The organism is Dermatophilaceae bacterium Soc4.6 (assembly GCA_039889245.1).
Taxonomy (GTDB): domain Bacteria; phylum Actinomycetota; class Actinomycetes; order Actinomycetales; family Dermatophilaceae; genus Lapillicoccus.
This window is the reverse complement of record JAZGVH010000002.1, coordinates 3558762-3582582: the sequence shown is the minus strand read 5'-3', so window position 1 is coordinate 3582582 and position 23821 is coordinate 3558762. Positions and strand designations below refer to the sequence as shown.

23 protein-coding genes and 1 other RNA gene are annotated in these 23821 nt (G+C 72.4%); 9 read left to right on the top strand and 15 right to left on the bottom strand.

What is annotated here, in order from left to right; genetic code table 11:
* Nucleotides 1-79: 79 nt before the first annotated feature.
* The 4 genes from V3N99_16805 to V3N99_16790 all read right to left on the bottom strand — a co-directional run bounded on the left by V3N99_16805 (nt 80) and on the right by V3N99_16790 (nt 5051).
* A complete protein-coding gene (locus tag V3N99_16805; protein MEO3938400.1) occupies nt 80-664 on the bottom strand; it encodes a YqgE/AlgH family protein in 585 nt (194 codons plus the stop codon).
* A gap of 83 nt (nt 665-747) precedes the next feature.
* The gene (locus V3N99_16800) at nt 748-2874 is read right to left on the bottom strand and encodes a DEAD/DEAH box helicase (GenBank protein MEO3938399.1); all 2127 of its coding nucleotides are present in this window, start codon (nt 2872-2874) and stop codon (nt 748-750) included.
* 265 nt (nt 2875-3139) lie between these two features.
* Nucleotides 3140-3583, bottom strand: coding sequence for a VanZ family protein (locus V3N99_16795; protein ID MEO3938398.1), 444 nt, complete (start codon nt 3581-3583; stop codon nt 3140-3142).
* 70 nt (nt 3584-3653) lie between these two features.
* Nucleotides 3654-5051 carry a lytic murein transglycosylase gene (locus tag V3N99_16790; GenBank protein MEO3938397.1) on the bottom strand — a complete coding sequence of 466 codons (1398 nt, stop codon included), beginning with the start codon at nt 5049-5051 and terminating at the stop codon, nt 3654-3656.
* A 235-nt stretch (nt 5052-5286) separates the two neighbouring features.
* Between V3N99_16790 and V3N99_16785 the strand changes: the two genes are divergently transcribed.
* Together V3N99_16785 and V3N99_16780 are read left to right on the top strand one after the other, a co-directional pair.
* A complete protein-coding gene (locus V3N99_16785; GenBank protein MEO3938396.1) occupies nt 5287-5961 on the top strand; it encodes an SIMPL domain-containing protein in 675 nt (224 codons plus the stop codon).
* Between the two features lie 28 nt (nt 5962-5989).
* Nucleotides 5990-6388, top strand: coding sequence for a thioredoxin domain-containing protein (locus tag V3N99_16780; protein ID MEO3938395.1), 399 nt, complete (start codon nt 5990-5992; stop codon nt 6386-6388).
* Between the two features lie 111 nt (nt 6389-6499).
* Here the strand turns inward: V3N99_16780 and ssrA are convergent.
* Nucleotides 6500-6866: a transfer-messenger RNA gene (gene ssrA, locus V3N99_16775) on the bottom strand.
* A gap of 146 nt (nt 6867-7012) precedes the next feature.
* On the opposite strand from ssrA, the gene V3N99_16770 reads away from it, so the two are divergent.
* From V3N99_16770 to V3N99_16755, 4 genes are all read left to right on the top strand, one after another.
* Nucleotides 7013-7444, top strand: a complete 432-nt coding sequence (locus V3N99_16770) for an SRPBCC family protein (GenBank protein MEO3938394.1) — start codon at nt 7013-7015, stop codon at nt 7442-7444.
* Nucleotides 7441-7965: a DUF427 domain-containing protein gene (locus V3N99_16765; GenBank protein MEO3938393.1), complete on the top strand. Its 525-nt coding sequence runs from the start codon at nt 7441-7443 to the stop codon at nt 7963-7965. The genes V3N99_16770 and V3N99_16765 overlap by 4 nt, the downstream gene beginning before the upstream one ends.
* A 151-nt stretch (nt 7966-8116) precedes the next feature.
* Nucleotides 8117-8704: an acetoacetate decarboxylase family protein gene (locus V3N99_16760; protein MEO3938392.1), complete on the top strand. Its 588-nt coding sequence runs from the start codon at nt 8117-8119 to the stop codon at nt 8702-8704.
* Between the two features lie 85 nt (nt 8705-8789).
* On the top strand, nt 8790-9809 hold the full coding sequence (locus V3N99_16755) for an NADP-dependent oxidoreductase (GenBank protein ID MEO3938391.1): 1020 nt from the start codon (nt 8790-8792) through the stop codon (nt 9807-9809).
* 21 nt (nt 9810-9830) lie between these two features.
* Here V3N99_16755 and V3N99_16750 read toward each other — a convergent pair whose 3' ends face one another.
* Nucleotides 9831-11162, bottom strand: a complete 1332-nt coding sequence (locus V3N99_16750; protein ID MEO3938390.1) for an MFS transporter — start codon at nt 11160-11162, stop codon at nt 9831-9833.
* A gap of 70 nt (nt 11163-11232) precedes the next feature.
* Here V3N99_16750 and V3N99_16745 point away from each other — a divergent pair, with 70 nt between their 5' ends.
* The 3 genes from V3N99_16745 (at nt 11233) to V3N99_16735 (ending at nt 14669) form a co-directional block, all read left to right on the top strand.
* On the top strand, nt 11233-12408 hold the full coding sequence (locus V3N99_16745; GenBank protein ID MEO3938389.1) for an MFS transporter: 1176 nt from the start codon (nt 11233-11235) through the stop codon (nt 12406-12408).
* 115 nt (nt 12409-12523) lie between these two features.
* Complete coding sequence (locus tag V3N99_16740; protein MEO3938388.1) at nt 12524-13900, top strand: TrpB-like pyridoxal phosphate-dependent enzyme; 1377 nt, start codon at nt 12524-12526, stop codon at nt 13898-13900.
* Between the two features lie 52 nt (nt 13901-13952).
* Nucleotides 13953-14669, top strand: a complete 717-nt coding sequence (locus V3N99_16735) for an alpha/beta fold hydrolase (GenBank protein MEO3938387.1) — start codon at nt 13953-13955, stop codon at nt 14667-14669.
* 7 nt (nt 14670-14676) lie between these two features.
* On the opposite strand, the gene V3N99_16730 is transcribed toward V3N99_16735, so the two are convergent.
* The 9 genes from V3N99_16730 to ftsE form a co-directional block, all read right to left on the bottom strand.
* Nucleotides 14677-15147, bottom strand: coding sequence for a cupredoxin domain-containing protein (locus V3N99_16730; protein MEO3938386.1), 471 nt, complete (start codon nt 15145-15147; stop codon nt 14677-14679).
* Between the two features lie 23 nt (nt 15148-15170).
* Complete coding sequence (locus V3N99_16725; protein ID MEO3938385.1) at nt 15171-15887, bottom strand: class F sortase; 717 nt, start codon at nt 15885-15887, stop codon at nt 15171-15173.
* 8 nt (nt 15888-15895) lie between these two features.
* On the bottom strand, nt 15896-16663 hold the full coding sequence (locus V3N99_16720) for a hypothetical protein (protein MEO3938384.1): 768 nt from the start codon (nt 16661-16663) through the stop codon (nt 15896-15898).
* 126 nt (nt 16664-16789) lie between these two features.
* On the bottom strand, nt 16790-17842 hold the full coding sequence (locus V3N99_16715; protein MEO3938383.1) for a GNAT family N-acetyltransferase: 1053 nt from the start codon (nt 17840-17842) through the stop codon (nt 16790-16792).
* A 153-nt stretch (nt 17843-17995) separates the two neighbouring features.
* Nucleotides 17996-19942 carry a DUF2207 domain-containing protein gene (locus V3N99_16710; protein MEO3938382.1) on the bottom strand — a complete coding sequence of 649 codons (1947 nt, stop codon included), beginning with the start codon at nt 19940-19942 and terminating at the stop codon, nt 17996-17998.
* Nucleotides 19939-20409 carry an SsrA-binding protein SmpB gene (gene smpB, locus V3N99_16705; GenBank protein MEO3938381.1) on the bottom strand — a complete coding sequence of 157 codons (471 nt, stop codon included), beginning with the start codon at nt 20407-20409 and terminating at the stop codon, nt 19939-19941. Before smpB ends, V3N99_16710 begins: the two co-directional genes overlap by 4 nt.
* A 69-nt stretch (nt 20410-20478) precedes the next feature.
* Nucleotides 20479-21759 carry a peptidoglycan DD-metalloendopeptidase family protein gene (locus V3N99_16700; GenBank protein ID MEO3938380.1) on the bottom strand — a complete coding sequence of 427 codons (1281 nt, stop codon included), beginning with the start codon at nt 21757-21759 and terminating at the stop codon, nt 20479-20481.
* 127 nt (nt 21760-21886) lie between these two features.
* Nucleotides 21887-22795, bottom strand: coding sequence for a permease-like cell division protein FtsX (gene ftsX / locus V3N99_16695; GenBank protein MEO3938379.1), 909 nt, complete (start codon nt 22793-22795; stop codon nt 21887-21889).
* Nucleotides 22796-22817: 22 nt separating this feature from the next.
* Complete coding sequence (gene ftsE / locus V3N99_16690) at nt 22818-23702, bottom strand: cell division ATP-binding protein FtsE (GenBank protein MEO3938378.1); 885 nt, start codon at nt 23700-23702, stop codon at nt 22818-22820.
* Nucleotides 23703-23821: the final 119 nt, after the last annotated feature.

Genomic DNA, 23821 nt, shown 5'->3' with positions numbered 1-23821 from the left:
TCATCACAAAAAGTCACTATCACATCTTAAGCCCCTATAAGTTACTTATCGGGCAGGTGACCTGAGGAGTTCTGCCCCCTCAGTTCATCGTCGGGTCGTCGGGGAAACCGGCCACGAGCCGCAGGTTGTCGCTCTGTCGCCTCAGGACCTGCTCCCACAGCCCCTCGGGCTCGGCCGAGAACGCGTCGCGGGGCTCGTGGTCGACGACGTACCAGTCCCCGCGACGCACCTCCCCCTCGAGCTGCTGCGGCGACCACCCGGCATACCCGGCGAAGATCCGCATACCCGCGACCTCAGGGGCGACCAGCGCGGGCGGCGCGTCGAGGTCGACCAGACCGAGACCACCGAAGAGGTGCCGCACCCCCAGCGGCTCGGGGTCGTCGCCGGGCACCGTGACCACCCCGAGCGCCGAGTCGATCTCGACCGGTCCCCCACGGAAGATCTGCCGCGGTCGCGTGGCCACCTCGCCCCAGCCGGGCAGCACGGCGTCGATGCGCGCCGCCAGCGGCTGGTTGAGGACGACGCCCTGCGCGCCACCCTCGTCGTGGTGCAGGACCAGGACCACCGCGCGCCGGAAGGGGCCGTCGCTGATCGTCGGGGTGGCCACGAGCAGGCGACCCGCCAGGAACCCCGAGGGGCCGAAGAGGCCCGAGGACGACGACACGCCCCCAGTCTCCCTCATGAGGGAGGCCGGGGGCGTGGTCAGCGCGTATGCGGGCGCGCAGGTGCTGCGGGTACGGCTGGTGATCAGCCCTGGCGGTCGTAGCGGCGACGGTCGCCACTGCGGTCGCCGCGCTCGGGACGCGACGAGCCGGCGCCGTGCTGGGGACGGTAGCCCCGACCGGCCGGGCGGGCACCGCCGGTGCGACGCTTCGGCGGACCATCGAGCAGGCGGCGGAACGCGTCCGGCGAGACCGGGATGCCGCTCGGGGTCGTCGCGCCGGTGGCGGCCAGCGTGGCGTCGCCGGGCACGGCCCGGGTCGGCACCGCGTCGACGCCGGCGTCGCGCAGCTGGCGCTCCATACCCTTGCGCTGGTGCGGCAGGGCGAGGGTCACGACCTTGCCCTTCTCACCGGCGCGGGCGGTGCGGCCCGAGCGGTGCAGGTAGTCCTTGTGGTCGGCCGGCGGGTCGACCTGCAGGACGACCGAGATGTCGTCGACGTGGATGCCGCGCGCGGCGACGTCGGTGGCGACGAGCACCGGCAGCGAGCCGTCACGGAAAGCACCGAGGACGCGGTTGCGAGCACCCTGGTTGAGCCCACCGTGCAGAGCCGCGGCCATGACCCCCTGCTCGCGCAGCTGCTCGGCAACGCGGTCGGCGCCGAGCTTCGTGCGCACGAAGATGACCGTGCGCCCCTCGCGGTTGGCGACCTCGGCGGTGATGACCTTCTTGTGCTGCGGGTCGATCAGCAGCACGTGGTGCTCCATCGTGGTGACGGACGCCTTCGCGTCGTCGGTCGAGTGCGTCACCGGGTCGGTGAGGTAGTTCTCCACGAGGGTGTCGATCCCGCGGTCGAGCGTGGCCGAGAACAGCAGTCGCTGCCCACCGGCCGGCAGGGCGTCGAGGATGCTCGAGATCTCGGGCAGGAAGCCCATCTCGGCCATGTGGTCGGCCTCGTCGAGGATGACCGTCTGCAGGTCGCGCAGCTCCACGGCGCCGCGCTCGATCAGGTCGTTGAGCCGACCCGGCGTGGCGATGAGCAGGTCGACGCCGCGGTTGAGCGCGTTGATCTGGGTGGTGTAGCTGAGACCGCCGGCGACCAGCTTGTGGGTCAGGCCGACGACGTGCACCAAGGGCTCGAGCGCGTCGGAGACCTGCATGGCCAGCTCGCGGGTGGGCACGAGGATCAGGGCGCGGGGTCGGCGCGGCGCCGAGCGCGGGCCGTCCTGCGCCAGCCGGGTCAGGGTCGGCAGACCGAAGGCCAGCGTCTTGCCGGAGCCGGTCTGGCCGCGACCGAGCACGTCGCGGCCGGCGAGGGCGTCGGGGATCGTCGCGACCTGGATCGGGAAGGGGGTGGTGATGCCGTCACGGGCCAGCCGCTCGACGAGGCGCTCGGGCAGACCGAGGGCCGAGAAGCCGTTGTCGGCCGCGACGTCGACGGGGCCGTCGCTGACGCTGGTGCGGGTCGACTTGGTCCAGGTGTCGGCCTCGATGCGCTCGGCCTCGGCGCCCTGACCTCCGTCGGTGCGCTCGAAGCGGCCACCCGCGGGCTCACGGGCGACGCGGCTGTCCCGCGGCGCCCACTCACGGCGCGGACCGTCGAAGGAGCGGGCGGGGCGGTCCGTGCGCTGGGGGCGGTCGCCGCGGGGGCTGCGGTCCGTCCGGTCGGCACGCTCGGCCCGGTCGGGGCGGGGGGTCCACTCGCGACGGGGGCCGTCGGTCAGGCGGGCCTCGGGACGCCCCGTGCGGTCGGGGCGCTCACCGCGGTCGGGGCGGGGGGTCCACTCCCGACGGGGCCCGTCGAACGAGCGCGCCGGCCGGTCGCTGCGCTGGGGCCGGTCGCTGCGCGGGGCCCACTCACGACGCGGGCCGTCGGTCCCGCGCGCAGCGGGACGGTCGGTGCGGTCGGGACGGTCGTTGCGGGGAGCCCACTCACGACGCGGGCCGTCGGTGCCCCGGTCGGGACGGTCGCTGCGGGGGGCCCACTCGCGGCGGGGGGCACCAGCGACACTGGCGCCACGGTCGGGGCGGGCGCCACGCTCGGGCCGGTCGGGGCGGGCGCCACGCTCGGGGCGGGAGAACCGGTCGGACGGGCTCGAGGCGCTGGGCGCCCCCTGCCCGCGATGGGGCTTCCTGGCGCCCGCGACGGCAGCCTTCTTGTCGGTGGACCAACGGGCCTTCTTGGGCGCGCCAGAGGTCGGGTAGTTGCTCACGGTCGTTCAACTCACTTCAGTGACTCGAGTAGACACGTCTCGAGCCACCTGGCGAAGGTGACCGGGAAAGACGAGCCTCAGGCGCGCTGGGCGCCCGGTGGGCCGGCTTCCAGCAGGGTTGCTGGCCGGCGACGGACCCGCTCCGCGTCGGGAGATGGTGCTGTTGCCACGCGATTGCGTCAGCCCGGGCGACGAGATCGCGCCGGGAGGCGAAGAGCATGACATCGGGCGCGGCCTTGCGCCTCGGAGTCGGGTTTCTCCCACCCTACCAGCGGTTGGTGCTCGACGTGACCGCGCCCTGTGGGCGGGAGGCGGCGCTCCGGCCCGCTCGGCGCAGCACGACGGCGGCCAGGATGCCGACCCCCACCCCCAGCAGGTCGGCCACCGAGTCCCACGGGTCACCGGAGCGATGGGGCAGCAGGCCGTGCTGGACCACCTCGCTGACCACCGCGTGCGCGGCGAGCACCGCCGCGACCGGCTGCCACCGACCCCACCAGCGCGACCAGACGAGCATGGGCACCAGGAAGAGCAGTGGGTGCACCAGCTTGTCGGTCCACGCCACCGGCCCCTCGACGGTGATCCGCGGCCAGTAGAGCGCCGCGAGGTGCCCCGCGGCCACGACGACTGAGGCCACCGCCCAGGAGCGGCTGCGGAGGGGTCTCCCCGACACCGCCTCGGGCTCTCGGGAAGCGGAGGGTGATCCGGTCACACCCCCCAGTCTCCCACGCAAGGCCCCACGCCCCGGGTCGATGCGGGGCTGACCCCCGTCTGAGCGACGGTCAGGGAGCCACACTGCTGGTCGGGCTGCTCGAGCCCGTGCCCGTCGTGATCGAGGTCGTGCTGCTCGTGCTGCTGGTGCTGCTCGTCGTGCTCGAACAGGAGGGACCGGTCGGCGAGGTGGTCGGCGACGTCGTTGTGGACGTCGCCGGTGCCGTCGTCGTCGTGGGCGTGCTCGAGGTCGTGGCGGTCGTCGAGGTGCCCGGGGGGCACGTCGTGGGGGTCGTCGACGTGGTGGTCGGCGTGCCCGTTGTCGTCGTCGACGACGTGGTCGCGGTCGGAGGCGCGGTGGTCGGGCTCGATGACGAGGTCGGGCGCTCAGTCGTGCTCGGGGTACTGGTCGTGCTCGGGGTACTGGTCGTGCTCGGCGTGCTGCTCGTCATCGGCGTAGTGGTCGTGCTGGTCGTGGGCCGGGGGGTCGCCGCTGGCGCGATGCTGCGACCGCTGTCCTGGGTGGGCGTCACGCCGTCTCGGTAGGCCACGCCCCAGCTGACCACCGAGTCGAGGTAGGACCGCGAGTAGTTGTAGGACAGCACCGCCGAGGCGATGCCGGCGTCGGTCGAGAGGTCACGACCACCGGCGCACAGGTAGGCCCCGGCGGCCAGACTGGCGTCGTAGACGTTGCTCGGGTCCTTGACCCCGTCGCCGTTGCTGTCGCGACCCCAGCTGCGCCAGGTGCTCGGCAGGAACTGCATGGGGCCGACGGCCCGGTCGTAGGCCGGGTCGCCGTCGAGGGCGCCGTGGTCGCTGTCGGCGATGACGGCGGTGCCGGCCAGCGAGCCGTCGAGCCGCGGCCCGAGGATGCGGCCCCGGGTCGTGCCGTCGGCCGTGACACGCCCACCAGAGGCGTGGCCCGACTCGATCCGACCGATGCCGGCGAGCAACCACCACGGAAGGTGACAGGCGGGGTCGCTCGCCGCGAGGCTCTTCTCGGCAGCCCGGTAGGCCGCCAGCAGCGTGACGGGTATGCCCGAGGCCCCCACGGCACCGGCCGGGCCGACCGGACCCGAGATGCGCAGCACGGCGACCGCCGAGGCGGCCCTGGCGGCATCGACCGTCGCGGCGGGCGCATCCACGCGGTCGTCCTGCCCGGTCCACGAGCGACGGACCTCTGGGTCGTGCCCGTCCGCGCGCAGCAGGAGGCCGCCCGACGCGGCGTGGGCCTGCGCGATCTTGTTCACGGCGAGCGCCTGCGCGGGCGCGGCGACGGCGGGCGGCACGATCGTGCCGGGGACGACGGCGAGCACGGTCGCGGTGGTGGCGAGCAGAGGGAAGCCGACCCATCGACCGAGCCGCGCGGCCACGCGCCGCTGAGGGACGGGGGTGGAGCGGCGGAGCGCATCGGCGCGCTGCCACGACGCGATCGCCTCGTCGTCACGCACGATGCCGAACCAAGCCACGACTGGTCGTCCCTCCCCGGTGGGTGCCGGTCTGCCGACACCAGCCCACAGTAGTTCGCCTCAGGTGAACCGGCGGCACCTTCTGACGAAAACCTCATGTGAACGTCAGACGCCACCGCAGTGGGCAGACAGCGACCACCCGACCCGCCCGCCGACGGCAGTCATCGTGCAGGTGACCTCGCCGCGACGCCCGCCCTCGTCCCCGCCGCCCGGACGACGGCCTACGGTGTTCCGTATGGAGACCTCGGACCCGACCGCGCCCGACGAGCGACGCCGCGGACCCCGCCGCCGGGTCGAGGTCGTGGGCACCGGACGGGCGAGCGCCACCCCCGATGTCGTCCGCCTGCAGCTGCGGCTCACCACCGACGCCCCCGACGTCGCAGCGGCCCTGCGCAGCACCGGCGCCCTCGTGACGGCGATCGGGGCGGCGGCGAGGGACCAGGGCGTGGCGGCGTCCGACATCGCCTCGTCCGGCGCCGGCGTCCACCCTCGCTACGACCGCGACGGACAGCACGTCGTCGGCTACCAGGCCTCCCACCAGCTCGCCGTGCTGGTGCGCGACCCCGCCGGGGTGGGTGACCTGGTGGACCGGGTGGCCACCCTGGCCGGCAACGCCCTGTCGGTCGACGCGATCACGCTCGACGTGGCCGACACCGGTGAGCTCGAGGTCGCGGCCCGCGACGCGGCGTTCGGTGATGCCCGCGCCAGGGCCCGCCAGTACGCGATGCTCGCCGGTGCCCGCCTGGGCGACGTGCTGACCATCAGCGAGGGCGGAGGGCGCCCGTCCTCGCCCATCGGCGCAGGCCGCGTGATGTCGATGCGGGCCGAGTCGGCGATGCCGGTCGAGGCCGGCGAGCATGCCGTGACGGCGAGCGTCGTGGTGTCGTTCGCGCTCGAGCCGGGGGAATGATCGCCGTGGGCGCCCCGTTCACCCAGACATGTCCACCACCGACCTGACCGCCTCGACCTTCGAGCAGACCGTGCTCGACCACGACATCGTCATGGTCGACCTGTGGGCGTCGTGGTGCGGCCCGTGCCTGCGCTTCGGACCCGTCTACGACAAGGCGTCCGAGGCCAACGCCGACATCGTCTTCGGCAAGGTCGACACCGAGGCCGAGCAGGCGCTCGCCGCCGCGCTCGACATCTCGTCGATCCCGACCCTGATGGCCTTCCGCGAGGGCATCCTCGTCTTCCGACAGGCGGGTGCGCTCCCGCCCGAGACCCTGGCCACCCTGATCGAGCAGGTGCGCGGCCTCGACATGGCGCAGGTGCGCGAGCAGGTCGCCACCGCCAAGCAGGAGGCGACCGCGCAGACGGCGGGTGCGCCGACCGCGTGAGCGGCGCCACCGCAGACGACCGACATGTGATGACGGGCCGCACCCCTGCAGGGGTGCGGCCCGTCGTCGTCGGTCTCTCGACCCTGCAGGTGTGACGTGGCACTCCACGGGTGGTGGAGGTGGCGGGAATCGAACCCGCGTCCGATGACGCGAATCCAGGACTTCTCCGGGCGCAGTGCGCTATGGATTTTCTTGGCCCCAGGGCTCGCACGCACACGTCCCCTGACAGGCTCAGCCGAGTGAGTGTCCCGCGTCGCCCCTCGGCATGACGACACGGTAAGTCCCCTAGCTGACGCCGGTTACTGAGTCGGGAACGAGCTCAGGCCGACGGACTTCGGAGCTCGCTCAGGCGGCGAGGGCGAAGTCGGTGCGCTTGGAATCGGCACCTATTGGTTTGCACGGGTCGTTAACGAGATAACCGTGCATCCTCGGCCCGCTTCTCCTGGACAGACGACCACCGTCGAAACCGATCACCCCCGAGGGGGATGACCACGTCACACTCTGCAGTTGTCAAGAAGCACGATCCTCGCAGACAACGCCCGCCCGACCAACTCTCATCCCGACCAAGTCTGATCCCGACCACCGCTGACCACCTCTGATCCCCTCAACCGCCAGGAGCACCCCATGCGCGTCGAACGCACCGTCACCACCGACCGGCCCCTCGAGGTCGTCTACGCCTACCTCAGCGACTTCACGCACACGACGCAGTGGGACCCGGGCACCGTGCGCACCGAGAAGATCCGGGGCGACGGCGGCGTCGGCACGACCTACCACAACGTCTCGACCTTCCGCGGTCGCGAGACCGAGCTGGTCTACACCGTCGTCGAGCGCGTCGAGAACGCCCAGCTCACCCTCGAGGGGGTCAACAAGACGGTCACCGCGGTCGACTCGATGACCTTCGCTGCCACCGCCTCCGGAGGCACGACGGTAACGTATGCCGCCGACTTCACCTTCAAGGGCATCGCCAAGCTCGCCGAGCCCTTCCTGCGCGGCGCGTTCGACCACCTCGGCGACGAGGCCGAGGCCGGACTGCAGAAGGCGACGGACGCGCTGTGAGCACCCACCCCGGCGCCCGCCAGCGGGTGAAGCCCGGCCCCGGGCAGGAGTCGGTGTGGGACTACCCGCGACCGCCTCGGCTCGAGGCCAGCGCGGTGTCCATCGAGGTCGTCCTCGGCGGGGTCGTCGTGGCCCGCACCACCTCGTCGCTGCGCGTGCTCGAGACCAGCCACCCGCCGACCTACTACCTGCCGGTGTCGTCGTTCGTCGACGGGGCCCTGCGCCCGGCGCCAGGCTCGTCGTGGTGCGAGTGGAAGGGCGAGGCGGCCTACCTCGACGTCGTCGCTCAGGGCGCCGACGGCACGACGGTCGTCGCGCCGCGGGCGGCGTGGACCTACCCCGAGCCCACCCGCGGCTTCGCGACGATCGTCGACCACGTCGCCCTCATGCCGGCGGCGATGGAGCGCATCACCCTCGACGGCGAGGTGGTGCTGCCGCAGGAGGGGGGGTTCTACGGTGGGTGGATCACCTCCCGCGTCGTGGGGCCGTTCAAGGGCGGGCCGGGCACCTACGGGTGGTGAGGCCCTTCGGTGCCTTGACGTCCGCGCCGGAGAGCCACCACCCTTGCGTCCCATGTCCTCCTCGACCGCGAGTGGCCACCTCCCCTGGCTGACCGGCTACCCGCCCGAGCCGTGGCGGCTGGTCGGCCAGCTGCACCTGGGCGCCTAGCTCGTGCCGGCCGACCGGCTGCCGACCCTCGCGGTGCCGGGGGTGCGGCCGCTCGTGATCGCCGGGCGCGGGGTCGTCGGCACGGCCTGGGTCGTCTACGAGCCGGGTGGCGTGCTCACCTACCACGAGCTGATGGTCACCGTGCTGGTGCGCCAGGGCGGGCGCCTCGTGCCGAGCGTAACCTCCATCTGGGTCGACAGCCCGGTGTCGAGGGACGGTGGCCGCGCCCTGTGGGGCATCCCCAAGGAGCTGGCCCGCTTCGAGGTGCAGCCGACCGTCGACGGTGGGGGCACGACCTTCCGAGCCCAGGACGACGACGCGTCGCTGGGGGCGGTCGAGCTGAGACCTGGGCGCCGGCTGCCGGTGCGCGTGCCCTTCCGCTTCTCCGTGCTCCAGTCGCTGGCCGGCCGGGCGAGGCGCAGCCCCGTGAGCGGGTGGACGCGGGTGGGGGTCGAGCGCGGCACGTGGACCCTGCCCGACCACGGGCCGCTGGCTGGCCTGCGCGGCCGCCGGCCGCTGCTCGAGCTGGCCCTCACCGGTTTCGTCATGCGCTTCGGCAGCCCCGAGGGTGCGCGCCGCACCGGCGTGTGATGTGCTCGTCGACGCGCGGGCGCGGGGGCGGCCGCGCCACCCCCGCAGCCGTCACCAGGCAGCTGGCTACCCCCAGGAGACCCCGATGACCTACCGCGAGTGGCACCTCACCCGGCGCCCCGAGGGCGCACCCGTCGACGACGACTTCGCGCTCGTCGAGGCCACCCTTCCCGACCTGGAGGACGGGCAGGTGCTGATCGAGAACACCTTCCTGTCGGTCGACCCCTACATGCGGGGGCGGATGAACGACGGCGAGTCCTACGTGCCGCCCTTCCGGCTCGACGCACCCATGGACGGTGGCGCCGTCGGCGTCGTGCGGCAGCTCGACGGTGACGTCGTCGACTCCACCGGGCGCACCGTCCAGGCCGGCGACACCGTGCTGCACGGGCAGGGATGGCGCACCCACGCGGTCCTGCCCGGGAAGGCGCTGCGCGTGGTCGACACCGACGTGGCCCCCGCCGGGGCCTGGCTGGGCGTGCTCGGCATGACCGGCCTGACGGCCTACGCGGGGCTGCTCCGGGTGGCCGCCTTCACCGAGGGCGACGTCGTCTTCGTCTCTGCTGCAGCGGGATCCGTTGGCTCGCTCGTCGGGCAGATCGCCCGGCTCAAGGGCGCCTCGCTCGTCATCGGCAGCGCCGGCGGCCCCGAGAAGTCGCAGTGGCTGCTCGACGACCTCGGCTTCGACCGGGCCATCGACTACAAGTCGGTGCCGATCGCCAAGGGCCTGCGCGAGGCCGCACCCGACGGCATCGACGTCTACTTCGACAACGTCGGTGGCGACCACCTCGAGGCTGCCCTGTGGTCCTTCAAGCAGCACGGGCGTGCGGCGATCTGCGGCATGATCCAGCGCTACAACGACACGCAGGCGGTGCCCGGGCCGCGCAACCTCGCCCTCGTCATCGGCAAGCGGCTGACCATCACGGGCTTCATCCAGAGCGACCACCTCGACCTGCGCGACCAGTTCGAGGCCGAGGTCGGCGCGTGGGTGAGGGAGGGCAAGGTGCAGTGGCGCGAGACGGTCGTCGAGGGCATCGAGGAGGCCGTGCACGGCTTCCAGGCGCTGCTGTCCGGTGGCAACACCGGCAAGATGCTCGTGCGCCTCTGACCGAGGGCCGTCGCGCCTTGCTCAGCGCGAGGAGCGCACCGGACCGCGGGTGTGGCGCGCCGCGACGGCTGCTGTCGCCAGCGCCCCCATCGCGAGCACCGAGGCGCCTGCGTTGAGCCAGCCGTAGCCGAGGGTGCCGACGACCACCCCGGCCACGGCTCCCCCGGCCGCGGCGGTGAAGCCGGTGAGCATGTCAGCGAGGCCCTGCACCTGGGGTCGCTGCTGCACCGGCGCCGACGCGGTGAGCAGGGTCGACGACGCCACGGTGCCCAGCGACCAGCCGACACCGAGCAGGAAGAGCCCCAGCGCCAGGGTCCAGCTGCCCCCGGGGGCAGACCCGCCGGCCAGCCCGAGGGCGAGCAGCAGCACGATCGCGCCCGCGCCCAGCACGGGCGCGCTCCCGAGGCGGTCGACCGCACGCCCGACCACGGGTGAGAGGGCATACATCCCGAGCACGTGGATGCTGATGACCAGCCCGATGACCTCGAGGCTGGCGTGTCCGTGGTCCATGTGGATGGGCGTCATCACCATCACCGACACCATGACCGCGTGGGTCAAGGCCATGCCCAGTGTGGCAGCGCGCACCCGCGGCACCGTGCGCAGCACCGTCCAGGCACTGTCCGCCCGAAGGGCCGCCACCGCGCCGCCGGTCGCCGGGGCAGTCACCGGCAGCGCCGCCGCCCGCGCGGTCAGCAGGGGGTCGGGCCGCAGCCGCACCAGGACGAAGACCGCAGTCAGCACGAGGGCGACGGCGGTGAAGACGTAGGGTCCGGCCTTCGACGGCACGTGCAGCCAGCCGGCGACCACCGCCCCCGGGCCGGTGAGGTTGGGGCCGAGCACCGAGCCGATCGTCGTGGCCCACACGACCGTGCTGAGGTCGCGCCCGCGGTGGGCCGGCTGCGCGAGGTCGGTCGCGGCATACCGGGACTGCTGGTTGGCCGCGGTGGTGGCGCCGAGCAGCACGCACCCCACCAGCAGGAGGGGGAACGTGCGCAGCACCGCGGCCGCGATGCAGAGCACCGCGCCCAGCGCGCCCAGCGCGTAGCCGAGCACCAGCCCGGGGCGGCGTCCGTGCCGGGCCATGACGCCGGCGAGCACGGCCGCGATGACGGCCGCCCCGAGCACCTGCCCGGTCTGCGCGAGACCGGCGAGGGTCTCGCTGCCCGACACGTCGCGCGCGACGAGCGCCGAGACCGCGATGCCCGAGCTGAGACCGACGCCACCGAGGGCCTGCGACACCACGAGGGTGCGCACCGAGTGGCGCTGCACGGCGACCACGTCGGGTACGGCCGTCGTCGGCCCGTGGTCGGCCGGGGCCGGGGGGCGGTCGGGCACCTGCGAGGCGGCGGTCACGGGCATCGAGTATGCCGCGCCGGGTCACCCCGGCTCGTCAGACCTCCGCTCGTCGTGCTGAGGTGGTGCGGTGCGCCCCCTCGCCCCCACGCCTGCGTTCGCGACCGTCGTCGCTGCCTTCCTCATCACCATGATCGCGACGACCCTCCCGACGCCGATGTACGGCGAGTACCAGGCGCGCTTCGGCTTCTCGCTCACCATGGTCACCGTCATCTTCGCGACGTATGCCGTCGGGGTGCTCGCTGCCCTGCTCGTGACCGGGCGGTGGTCCGACGCCGTCGGGCGGCGACCGCTGCTCCTGGCTGGGCTCGCGCTGTCGGCGGCGAGCGACGTCATCTTCCTCGCCGCCGGGGATACGTGGGTGCTGCTGGTCGGACGGCTGGTCTCCGGCGTCTCGGCGGGGGTCTACGTCGGCACAGCGACGGCCGCCGTCATCGAGTCGGCACCGGCGTCGTGGCGCCGACGGTCACCGCTGGTGGCCACCGCCGCCAACATCGGCGGTCTCGGGCTCGGGCCCCTCCTGGCCGCCCTGCTCATCACCGTCGGGCCGTGGCCCGTCCACCTCAGCTTCCTCGTGCACCTCGTGCTGGCCCTCGTGGTTGCGGTCTTCCTCGTGCGGGTGCCCGAGACCGTCGACGTGCGGCCGGGGGCCCGGCTCGAGGTCTCCCGCCCCGAGGTGCCGCCCCCCGCCCGCTCGACCTTCGTCGGCGCCGCCCTCGTCGGGTTCGCGGGCTTCGCCGTGCTGGGCCTGATGACCGCGGTGTCGCCCCGTCTGGTCGCGACGGCCGACCCCGGGGCCGGGCCCGTGCTCGGGGTGTCCATCGTCGTCGTGCTCCTGCTGAGCTCGGTGATCGCCCAGGTGCTGCTCACGCGGGTGCCGCTCGCGCTCGCGGTCGACCTCGGGTGCACGCTGCTCGCCGGAGGCACCACGCTGCTGGCGCTGGCGATCGCCCGCGACTCGCTGCCGCTGATGCTCGCCGCCGCCGTCGTGGGCGGCGCCGGCCAGGGACTGTCGTTCAGCAAGGGACTGGCGTCGGTGCTGGCGAAGGTCGATCCCGGGGCCCGAGCAGGCACCACCTCCGCCTTCTTCGTCGTCGCCTACATCGCCATCTCGGCGCCGGTCGTCGGCGACGGGCTGGCCACGCAGCGCTGGGGCCTCGCGCCCACGGGGGTCGCCTTCTCGGTGAGTGTCGCCGCCCTCGCGCTGGTGGCCCTGGCCGCCCTGCGCCGCAGCCGACCCGCCTGACTCCCCCCTTGGTGCGTCACACACCAGGCAAACCCGTGGTGTCGAGGGTCACGACGGTCGCAGAAACCAGGGGTTCCCTGGTTCGGACCGCGATAGGGGGATAGCGTGTCGCTTCATGCCGACGCCGACGACGCACAAGGTCCTGCTCGACGAGTCGGAGATGCCGACGCGGTGGTACAACATCGTGCCCGACCTGCCGTCGCCTCCCCCGCCGCAGCTGCACCCCGGCACCTTCCAGCCGGTCGGGCCCGACGATCTCGCGCCGCTCTTCCCGATGGACCTGATCCTGCAGGAGGTGTCGACCGAGCGTTACGTCGACATCCCCGAGGAGGTGCAAGAGGTCTATCGCCTGTGGCGCCCGTCCCCCCTCTTCCGCGCGCACGCTCTGGAGAAGGCGCTGGGCACCCCCGCCCGCATCTACTACAAGTATGAAGGCGTCTCGCCCGCCGGGTCGCACAAGCCGAACACCGCTGTGCCACAGGCGTACTACAACGCCAAGGCCGGCGTGCGAAAGCTGACGACCGAGACCGGAGCCGGCCAATGGGGTACCGCCCTCGCCTTCGCGTGCGCGCAGTTCGGGCTCGAGTGCGAGGTGTGGCAGGTCGGGGCGAGCTATGACCAGAAGCCCTACCGCCGCATGATGATCGAGACCTTCGGCGGCACGGTGCACCGCTCCCCGTCCGAGCTGACCCAGGCCGGTCGCGACATCCTCGCGGAGCGGCCGGAGCACCCGGGGTCGCTCGGCATCGCGATCAGCGAGGCGGTCGAGGTGGCCGCGCAGAACGCCGACGTGCGCTACGCCCTCGGGAGCGTGCTCAACCACGTGCTGATGCACCAGACGATCATCGGCGAGGAGGCCCTGCTGCAGTTCGCCAAGATCGGCGAGACGCCCGACGTCATCGTCGGGTGCACGGGCGGTGGCTCCAACTTCGGCGGGCTGACCTTTCCCTTCCTGCGCGAGAAGATGGCCGGCCGCATGTCGCCGACCATCCGGGCGGTCGAGCCCGCCTCGTGCCCGTCGCTGACCCGTGGCGTCTACGCCTACGACTACGGCGACACGGCGGGGATGACACCGTTGATGAAGATGCACACCCTGGGGCACGGCTTCATCCCCGACCCCATCCACGCCGGCGGTCTGCGCTACCACGGCATGTCGCCCCTGCTCAGCCACATCTACGAGCTCGGGATGATCGAGGCCCTCGCCATCCCGCAGACCGAGTGCTTCACCGGGGCCGTGCAGTTCGCGCGCGCCGAGGGCATCGTGCCGGCCCCCGAGCCGACCCACGCGATCGCCGCCTGCATCCGGGAGGCGTTGGCGTGCAAGGAGACCGGTGAGGAGAAGGTGATCCTCACGGCCCTGTGCGGCCACGGCCACCTCGACCTGCCCTCCTACGACGCCTTCCTGCACGGACGGATGGTCGACGAGGTCACCAGTGACGAGCGCTTCGCCGAGGCGTTGACCCACCTGCCGACGGTGCCCGCCGACGCCTGACCCCTACCGCCCCGGTCCGGACGGACGTCGCGTCGTCGGGCAAAATGGGGTGATGACGACGGTGCGCACCCGGTGGTTCGGCCCCACGGCCGCCCGAACGGTCGTCGCGGTGCTGCCCGGGCTCGGTCTGCCCTCTTACGTCAGGCCCCTCGCCGATGACCTCGCCCGCCGCGGTGTGGCCTGTGTCGTGCTCGACCTGCCCGGCTTCGGCTCGACCGCGGGTCTGGTCTGCGCACCCGACGTGCTCGCCATGGGTGAGACCGCCGCCGACTGGGTCGACGGCTTCGACCCGGCTCGCCGGGTCATCGTGCTGGGACACTCGACCGGCGCCCAGGCCGCGCTCGCCACCGTCCTGCGGGTGCAGGGCACTCGACCCGACAGCGCCCTGGTGCTGTGCGGTCCCACCTTCCACCCGTCGCATCGCCGCCTGCTCGGGCTGGCGGTCGCCACGAGCACGGCCTACCGACGCGACTCCCCCCAGGAGGTCGTCGTGGTCCCCGACCTCGTGCGCGGCAACATCGGGGTGGCACGCATCATCCGCTCCGGTATGCGTGACCGCCCGGAGGTGCGCATCACCGGCCTCGAGCTGCCGGTGCTGCTGACAGCCGGCCGCGCCGACAGCTACGCCCCCGCGTCGTGGCTGGAGACCCTCGCGGCCCGGGCCACCCGCTCTCCCCAGGTCTCGACCGCCGTGCTCGACGGGTCGCACAACAACCTCTACACCCACGGCGAGGCGCTGGCGGGCACCGTGCTCGACACCGTCGGCTGAGTGCCGGTCAGGAGACGACGAGCACGCCGGTCATGTCGGCGTGGAAGTCACAGCTCAGCTGGTATCGGCCGGCAGGAGGCGCCGTGAACGTGGCCGTGCCTCCGTGCCCAGCGACCTTGAGGTCGAAGCCACCGTCCTTCGACGTGACCGTGTGAGCCTCGGGGTCCGCGTTGGACACCGTCACCGTCGCGCCGGGGGCCACCGAAACCGGCACACCGTACATGAAGTCCTTGATGGTCAGGGTGGCGCCAGCCGGGGCTCCAGCGGGGGGTGACGAGGACGTCGACGTCGAGGGATCGGTGGTGGTGGGGGCGCTGACGGCCGAGGTCGATGTCCCCCCGGGGGCCGAGGTCGACGCAGCGGGAGCACCGGTGGTGCTCGGCCCGCCACACGCAGAGCTCGACAGGACCCCGATGACGATGGCGAGTCCGACGCCGGCCGCCCGGGTGGCAGAGAAGATGGGGCGGGAGGTCGTCATGCGTTCTCCTTGGTCGGGCTCGCTCAGGCGATGCGGGTGAGGTGGCCGAAGACGACCACGTTGTCGAGATAGTGCTTGACCTTGTCGAAGGGGCCCCCACAGGTCACGAGCCGGATCTCCGACTGAGTGAAGGTGCCGTGGTAGACCGCGTCGGTCGGGAACGCGTCCTTCGGGTAGGTCGCCACCTTGTCGACCGTGTAGGTCAAGGTGCGGCCATCGGCCCGCGAGACGGTGACGGCGTCGCCCGCCTTGACGGACCCCAGACGGTAGAACACCCCGGGACCCTGCTTGCTGTCGACGTGGGCGGCCAGGACTGCCGGTCCCAGCTGACCTGGGGTGGGCCCGTTCTCGTAGAGGCCCACCTCGTCGGCGGTGCCCGGCACAGTGATCGTGGAGTCGGTGGCGAGCCGCAGGGGCACGAACGAGGATGAGCGCAGGCCAATGGACGAGATCTCGATCCGGGTCGGCTGCGAGGCCCCGAGGAAGGGCCCGATGTGCGACGCCGGCGCGGGATCAGGGGGGGACGAGGGGGTGTCGGCACCAGAGGTGGTGGTCGGCCGAGGGATGGCGGCTGGCGGGAAAGGCGCGGCAGTGGCTGCCGCCGGCGCCGGCGCCGGCGGGCCGGGATGGCCCGTCACGCCGACGACCAGGGCGACGACGCCCACGAGGAGGAGAGCGGCGGAGGCCGCCGCGGCAACGATGCTGCCACGGCGCCCCCCGCGCCGACTCACGTCGGGCATCGCGTCGATCAGGCCTGGACGCGACGCCGACGAGCCGCGACGACGCCGGTCCCGGCCGCACCGATCAGGGCTGCACCGCCGAGCGCGATGAGGGCTCCGTTGCTGCTGGCGGCCGCACCGCCCTCACCAGTGGCCATGCCACCCGCAGGGGCGGAGGTGAGCACGCCGCACAGGGCCGGGTCGGTCGCCTCGGTCGGCAGCGCCGGGTTGATGTCGCTCTTCGTGGCGCCGGAGTACTTGCCGTCCTTGTTGTAGTCCACCCCGTGGATGACGACCACGGACTTGCCCGCGCTGATGGCCGAGGCGACGTCGGAGGAGACCGTGATGCTGCCGCGCTGGTAGGCGATCTTCCCACCGGGGGCGGTGTCGAAGCGGTCGACGGCCAGCGCGCTCTTCGGAGACGTGTCACCGGTCTTGGTCAGGGACACGACGATCGCCCCGTAGGAGGGGGCACCCTCGCTGACGTTGATGTGGCCGTCCTTGTTGGCGTCCTGCGTCAGGGTGGGGCACTCGTGCATGGCGGCCGCACCGAAGTGGATGTGGGCGGCGTGCGGTGAGTCGGCCAGCAGCCCGGTGGCGGCCATGGTGACGCTGATGGTGGTGCCGGTGACGGTGACCATGGCGGTGCCGCTACCGGCGACGCCGTTACCCGCCACAGGACGCAGGTTGGCCGAGACGTTGCCGTCGGCGAGGGCCGGTCCGGCTCCGAGGGCGACCATCGCCGCTGCCCCGAGGGCGATCCCGGCGATCTTGGTGGTCTTGGTGGTCGTGCGCATGTGCTTCCTCCTTGAAGTGCGGGCAGTCCGCCTGAGTGGGAACGCCGTCAGGATCTCGGCATCTCGAACTGTCCCTGCCAGTGCTTCGACACTACCCGCCTATCGGATGGGAGGAGGTGCCCCACATCACATCGAGGCACCGACGCTGCAGGCGTCCCGCTGCCACGACTGCGTGACGTATCGCGTCTGCCACCCCATCGCGACGTAGAGCCCGTCGGCCCCGGTGGGTGAGTCGGCGTCGACCTCGAGCCCGACCCGGTTGCGGCCCCGCTCGACGGCGTCGGTCATCACCTGGTGCAGCAGCGCCTTGGCCACGCCCATCCCCCGCGCCCGGCGGTGCACGCCGATGTAGTCGATGTAGCTGCCCTCGACCCCGTCGGCGTCGGCCGGCAGCACCGACGACACCAGCGCCCCGCCCGGCACCTGGGCACCGTCGACCTCGACGAGGGCCAGCCACCAGTGGTCCCAGCGGTGGCCGGGGTCCTCGCGCAACCGGGCGGCGAACTCGGCGAACGACTCGCGATAGCTGTTGAAGTGGTCCTCGAACGACTCCTCGAGCACCCGGTGAACCGCCTGCAGGTCCTCGGCGACCGGCATCGTGGTGCCGTCGCCGAGGTCATGCACCCCGACACGACGCACGACGACCCCCTCGCGGGGGCCGGGCAGGTGCTCGTCGGCCCCGAGCGGCCGGCTCATGTTGAGCCACCGGCGCGTGCACTCGTACGACGCCTCGCCCAGCCAGCGCTGCTGCCGGGTGTCGCCCTCGTCGAGCAGCGCGTCCAGCTGCGTGCCCGGCAGCCCGCGCTCGGCGGCATACGCGAGGGCGGTGGTCTCGAGCCAGGGGACGAGGCCGTCGGCGACTGCGTCGGCGACCGCGTCGGCGAGGTCGGGGTCGACGGTGAGCTCGACCACGGTGCGTCCGGCAGCCCGGTCGTGCACGGTGGCCCACGCACGCACCCGCCCTGACTCGTCGCAGGCCAGCAGCTGACGGCGGGTCCACGACCCACGGCCGACGACCTCGGCGGTGACCGCCTCGGCATCGGCGCTCCCGGAGCCCCGCGCGGCCCGGCGACGGGCGGTGCCGAGCTCGACCAGCCGGTCGAGGTCGTCGGCGGCCGGAGACCGGCTCGACCAGCCGTCGGGCAGGACGGGCGCATCACTGAAGGTGGGGTCCGTCACGGCCCCATTCTGTCAAGAACCGCAGGGTCCCTGTCGCGCCCCACCCCCCACCCCCGCGTTCCAGACCAGGGAAACCCGCTGTTTGGAGATCCGCGAAGGCCCGAGACGACGGGTTTCCCTGGTCTGGAACGCGTATGTGGGTGGGGGTGGGGGTTACCAGGAGCCGGAGCTGCTGCCGCCGCCACCGCCGCCGGAGAAGCCGCCCCCACCGCCGAAGCCCGAGCCTCCCGAGCCACCGGTGGTCGCCGACGCGGCGAAGGTGCCGTCGGCGGTCGTGGCGAAGCTGCCGGCTCCGTCGGCGATGCTGCCGAAGTCGGGGAAGCCGCTGCCACCGTAGAGGTACCAGGTCGGCATGATCAGGGGCTGGCCCGCCGCCTGAGCCGCCTCGGCCACCTGCGCGAAGGTGCCGGCCCAGCGGTCGGCGACCCCGAAGACGATCGCGTAGGGAAGGTAGCGGCTGAAGATCGACTGGGCCTCCTCGAAGCGGATCTGACCCGCCTCGGCCGTCTCGAGGTAGCGCTTGAAGCCGAGCGCCTGCGCGTTGACGGCCGAGCCCTGCGCCGTACGGGCGGCCATCCGCGAGCCCAGCACCCGCACGATCAGCCCGGCGAGTAACAGGCCGATCCCGAGCACGATCCCCGACGGGACCCCGATGCCGATGCCGCCGGTGCGGTCGATGTCGCTGGTCGCGCCCCCGAGCCAGACGGCCGACGCCACGCCGGCCCCGATGAGCAGGAAGCCGAGGGCCTGCCACCCGGCCCGCTGGCTGGCGGGGTTGCGCCGGAACCAGCCGCGCTGCACCACGTCGTCGTACATCTGCGCCTTCGCCGCGGCCAGGGTGGTGGCGAAGTGGGTCTTGAGCGCGGAGAGCTGCACCGGGTTGCTGTCCCCGAAGAGTCCCTCGAGGACAGTCGACTCCCAGACCCGCAGCGGCGGCTGGTCGGGGTCGGCCTCGAGCCGGGTGAGGGTCCAGTCGGTGCGCTTGAACACTCCTGCCGTCTGCGTCTCCTCGATGCGCAGGTAGCCGCGTACGGCGAGGTCGACGACGGTGGCCGAGACGTCGACCGTGTCGGCGCTCTCGTCGATGAGGGTGCCGACCATGCCCGGCTGCACCCCGGCCGGCGGCGTGAACTGCACCGCCACGACCGGTGACCCGCCACGCACCACGGGGGCGGAGCCGGCCGCCGTCGGGCCCGGGGTGAGGCCAGGGGTAAGGCCGGCATACCGCTCGTCGCGGCCGCGGGTGGCGACGAGCACCCCCATGCCGCCTGCCGCGAGCAACGGCACGAGCAGCCCGCCGCCGAGGGCGAGGCTCGACAGGACGCGCGACTGACCGACGGAGTAGCCACTGGTGCCGGTGCGCACGTCGGGGGTGAGGGCGTCGAAGCCGCCGGTGGGCAGCTGCGCGGCAATGGTGACGTCCTCGTTGCTGCCTACGCCCGTCAGCACGAACGAGGCGGGGTTGCCCGGGATCGCTGCGTCGCAGGGGCTGCCGTCGCCCGTCGTGTCGGTGCCTGAGCCGCCCCGGGCGCACCGCACCTGCGTGACGCCACCTGGGCCGGTGACGGTGATCCGCAGCCGGTCCTTCGGGACGGGGTCGTCCTTGAAGACGTTGTAGAAGAGCTCGACGTGGGCTCCTGACCCCGTGTCGCCGAAGGCGTTCATCACGTTGGCGAGGTGATAGCCGATCACGTAGGTCTGGGGACCGTCGACGAGCGTGTCGGGGTCACCGATGCGGATCCGGGTCGAGAGCCCCTGGTCGACCAGCTCGACGCCGGACGGGGCGCCGGTGGGGCTGCTCGCGGAGACGTCGCCCAGGTCGTAGTAGCGGTACCGGTCACCCGGCCGCCCGTCCTGGCCCTGGTCGTCGGTGACCGCCTGCCGGGTCACGACGTCGCGGAAGATGCCGTGGTGCGTGCCGGGGCCGAAGTCGTAGGCGATCGTCTCGCGGAAGGTCGCCCCACCCTGCCGGTCGAGCGTGATGGCGACGTCGACCGACGTCATGACGTCGCCGGTGGCGGCCTGCGCGGTGGCCGGGAAGAGGACCATCAGCACCGTCGCCAGCACCACGGCCCACCCCGCCCCCACGCGTGAGGTCACCGGTCCTCTTTGCTGCTCATCGCCCGCTGGCTCTCGCGCAGGTCCTGCCGCTCGCGCAGCGCGTGCCGCTTGTCGTACTCCTTCTTGCCGGTCGCGACTGCGATCTCGACCTTGGCCCGGCCGTCCTTGAAGTAGACCGACAGGGGGATGATCGTGCGCCCGCTCTCACGCGTCTTCGCGTCGATCTTGAGCAGCTCGTCGCGGTGCAGCAGCAGCTTGCGCCGCCGCCGAGGGGCGTGGTTGGTCCAGGTGCCCTGGGTGTACTCCGGGATGTGCACACCCTCGAGCCACAGCTCGCCCCCGGTGAACTGGCAGAAGCCGTCGACCAGTGAGCACCGGCCGGCGCGCAGCGCCTTCACCTCCGTGCCCCACAGGGCCAGCCCGGCCTCGTAGGTGTCACCGATGAGGTAGTCGTGGCGAGCCTTGCGGTTGCTCGCGACCACCTTCTGACCTCGCTCCTTGACCACGGACCTACGCTACCCGGTGGGGCAGACCCTCCCGTACGGAGTTACGGCCGAGCCGGTGGGTGGCCCGGGTTAGATCCACTTGCGCGGGTTGACGAACGCGCCGTTCTCGAGGGTCTCGAAGTGCAGGTGGCAGCCGGTGGAGTACCCGGTGTTGCCGGAGTAGGCGATGAGCTGGCCGCGCGAGACGCGTCCACCGGTCACGACCAAGCGGCTGAGGTGGTTGTAGGTCGAGGCGAGGTCGACACCGCTGACGATGCCGTGGTCGACGACGATGCGGTTGCCGTCACCACCCCCCCAGCCGGCGCTGATCACGGTGCCGTCGGCCGCGGCATACACCGGGGTGCCGCACGGCACACCGAAGTCGGTGCCGCTGTGCAGCTTCCACACGCGCAGGATCGGGTGTAGGCGCAGACCGTACTCGGAGGTGACGGGGGCGTTGGCGGGGTAGCGCAGGAAGCCGGTCCCACCGCTGGTGCTGACGTAGACCTGGCCGGAGGCCCGGGCGCGGGCCGCAGCCGCCGCCTCGGCCGCCCGCGCCCGCGCCGCCTGCGCCACGAGCAGCGCCTGCAGGCGGCGGCTGTCGGCCGCAGCCGCAGCCACGACCACCTCGTCGGCCTTCTTCTCGGCCTCGAGCGCACTGGCCTGGGCGGACTGCCGCCGCACGAGCGCGTCGAGCGAGGCCTTCGCCGTCTGGGCGCTCTCGCGTGCCTGGGTCGCCGTCGCCAGCGCCGCCTCGGCCTCGGCCTGGAGCACGACGATCTCGGCCCGCACGGCCGTCAGGTAGGCCTTCTGCGCGGTGTCCTCGGCGCGGGCGTTCTGCAGGTCGCTGATCGCGGAGCTGGTCAGCGAGGTGACGGTGTCGGCGAGCACGAGCCGTGACGCGAAGTCGTCGGGGCTCGTCGCGCCCATCGCCACAGAGAGCTGCGACTCGCCGCCGCCCTGGAAGACGTCGGCCGCGAATCCGTCGAGTGCGTCCTGCGTCTGCTGGAGCGCGACGGCGTTGTCGGCGACCTGCTGGATCGCGCGGGCCTCGTTGGCCTGGGCCACGGCCAGACGGGCGGCCACCTCGTCGTTGCGCTGGCTCGCCGTGCGCTCCAGCGCCTGGGCGGACGCGAGCGCACGCTGCGCGGCCGGGACGCGGGCGAGGGTGGCCTGGTAGGCCTCGTAGGCCTTCACGAGCGCGGCCGAGGTGCCCTCGAGGGCGTCCTGCGCGGCTGCGACGCGCTGATCGGCTGCGCGCTTGTCGTCGCCGGTGTCAGCGACCCCCGAGGTCGGCGAGACGACCCCGAGCGCGGTCACGCTGGCCAGCACCAGGGCAAGGCTCAGCCCCCGTCTGCGTGCAGCGGCCATGCTCACCCGTCCCATAGTGATCATTGGTAACACACAGACCCGTGAAACGGTCGCGGGCGGCCAGGTGTGTCCGGCCTCTCGTGCATCGACCCGGTCCCGCCCGACCTGAGCAAGACAGGCACCGACATCAGACGCGCAGGTAGCGGCGCAGGGTGAAGCCCGAGGTGACGACCGCCAGACCGACGACCCCCGCCACCACCCACGGCGCGATCAGGGCCACGTCGCCGACACCGATGAAGGCGGTGTCGAGCAGGGCGCCGCTGAGGTAGCCCGAGACGCCGTACCGGACGGTGGCCCACAGCAGGCCCATCGCCACACCCGCCCCGATGAGCGACGAGATGACCGTCTCCATCACGAAGGGGAACTGGATGGTGAGGTTCGAGGCCCCGACCAGCCGCATGATGCCGGTCTCCCGTCGCCTGCTGAAGGCGTTCTGGCGGATCGTCGTGGCCATCAGCAGGATCGCGCAGATCACCATCAGCACGGCCAGCGAGATGGCCGACCACGACACGACGTTCATGAAGGTGAAGAACTTGCTCAGCAGCTCCTTCTGGTCCTGCACCTTGCCCACGCCCGGCGCCCCCTCGAAGGAGGAGGCGATGACGTCGTACTTGTCGGGGTCGGAGAGGGAGACGCGGAAGGAGTCGGCGAACGCCCGCTCGGTGGCCTGGTCACCGAGCGGCGAGTTCTTGAACTGCTCCGTGAAGCGGGCGTAGGCCTGCGCCTGCGACTCGTAGTAGACGTCCTTGACCAGTGGCTTCATCGCCGTCAGCTGCGTCTGCAGCGCCGTCCGCTGCTCGGGGGTGGTCGCCTGCCCACCGCAGCTGGGGTAGAGCGACTTGTCGACGCAGAGGAAGACCGACACCTGGACCCGGTCGTACCAGTAGTCCTTCATGGTGTCGACCTGGCGCTGGGCGAGGAGGCCGAGGCCGAGCAGGTACATCGAGATCATCGTCACCAGGACGACGGACACGACCATGGACACGTTTCGGCGCAGACCGCCGGCGATCTCGCCGGCGAGGAAGGTGACGCGCATCGCGGTTGCCTCTCAGAGCTCTTCAGGAACGGCGCAGGGAGAGCCGGCGGCGGGACGGGCGGGGCTCCTCGGCCTCGGAGCCCGGAGGTGTCATCGCTGATGACGCGACCAGGTCGTCGTCGCCCTCCTCGGCGCCACGGGCCGGCGGGGCCGCGGTGGGGTCGACCCACGCCTCGACGTGGCCGTCGGGCGTGCGGGGCGTGATCACCGGCAGGACCGACCCGGTGACGCTGTAGCCGGCCTCGCGCTGGTCGCGCTGCACGCGCCCCAGCTGCAGCTCGATGACGCGCTTGCGGAACGAGTTGACGATCTCGTCGTCGTGGGTGGCCATGACGATCGTCGTGCCGGAGCGGTTGATCCGCTCGAGCAGGGCGACGATGTCGAGGCTGGTGGCCGGGTCGAGGTTGCCCGTAGGCTCGTCGCAGAGCAGGATCGCCGGCTTGTTGACCACGGCGCGGGCGATGGCGACCCGCTGCTGCTCACCACCGGAGAGCTCGTGCGGCAGACGCTTCTCCTTGCCCTCGAGGCCGACCATGGCGAGGGTCTCGGGCACCGTCTGGCGGATGGTGGACCGCGAGGTGCCGATGACCTGCAGGGCGAAGGCGACGTTCTGGTAGACGTTCTTGCCCGGCAGGAGGCGGAAGTCCTGGAAGACGACGCCGATCTCGCGGCGAAGGATCGGCACCTTGCGCTCGGGTAGGCGGGCGAGGTCGCGGCCGGCGACGAGCACCCGGCCCGAGGTCGCGACGTCCTCGCGCAGCGCCAAGCGCAGCAGCGTCGACTTGCCCGAGCCCGACTGACCCACGACGAAGGCGAACTCGCCCCGCTCGACCTCGGCCGAGACCTCGTCGAGAGCCGGGCGCGTGGTGCGCGGGTAGGACTTGGTGACGCGGTCGAAGAGGATCATCGGGGAGGCCTAACGCGGGACGGGCGACGCTGCATACGGGCACACGGGCAGACGGGCACACGGACGAGCGCGCGTGCCTGTCGAGGCTACGGGCGCCACCTGTCGATCACCAGAATCCC

Excerpts from the sequence above, each read along its gene's own strand:
- V3N99_16785 (MEO3938396.1), top strand. The coding sequence starts at position 5,287 with ATGGAGACCTCGGACCCGACCGCGCCCGACGAGCGACGCCGCGGACCC.
- V3N99_16780 (MEO3938395.1), top strand. The coding sequence starts at position 5,990 with ATGTCCACCACCGACCTGACCGCCTCGACCTTCGAGCAGACCGTGCTC.
- V3N99_16770 (MEO3938394.1), top strand. The coding sequence starts at position 7,013 with ATGCGCGTCGAACGCACCGTCACCACCGACCGGCCCCTCGAGGTCGTC.
- V3N99_16755 (MEO3938391.1), top strand. The coding sequence starts at position 8,790 with ATGACCTACCGCGAGTGGCACCTCACCCGGCGCCCCGAGGGCGCACCC.
- V3N99_16740 (MEO3938388.1), top strand. The coding sequence starts at position 12,524 with ATGCCGACGCCGACGACGCACAAGGTCCTGCTCGACGAGTCGGAGATG.
- V3N99_16735 (MEO3938387.1), top strand. The coding sequence starts at position 13,953 with ATGACGACGGTGCGCACCCGGTGGTTCGGCCCCACGGCCGCCCGAACG.
- V3N99_16730 (MEO3938386.1), bottom strand. The coding sequence starts at position 15,147 with ATGACGACCTCCCGCCCCATCTTCTCTGCCACCCGGGCGGCCGGCGTC.
- V3N99_16725 (MEO3938385.1), bottom strand. The coding sequence starts at position 15,887 with ATGCCCGACGTGAGTCGGCGCGGGGGGCGCCGTGGCAGCATCGTTGCC.
- V3N99_16720 (MEO3938384.1), bottom strand. The coding sequence starts at position 16,663 with ATGCGCACGACCACCAAGACCACCAAGATCGCCGGGATCGCCCTCGGG.
- V3N99_16700 (MEO3938380.1), bottom strand. The coding sequence starts at position 21,759 with ATGGCCGCTGCACGCAGACGGGGGCTGAGCCTTGCCCTGGTGCTGGCC.
- ftsX (MEO3938379.1), bottom strand. The coding sequence starts at position 22,795 with ATGCGCGTCACCTTCCTCGCCGGCGAGATCGCCGGCGGTCTGCGCCGA.
- ftsE (MEO3938378.1), bottom strand. The coding sequence starts at position 23,702 with ATGATCCTCTTCGACCGCGTCACCAAGTCCTACCCGCGCACCACGCGC.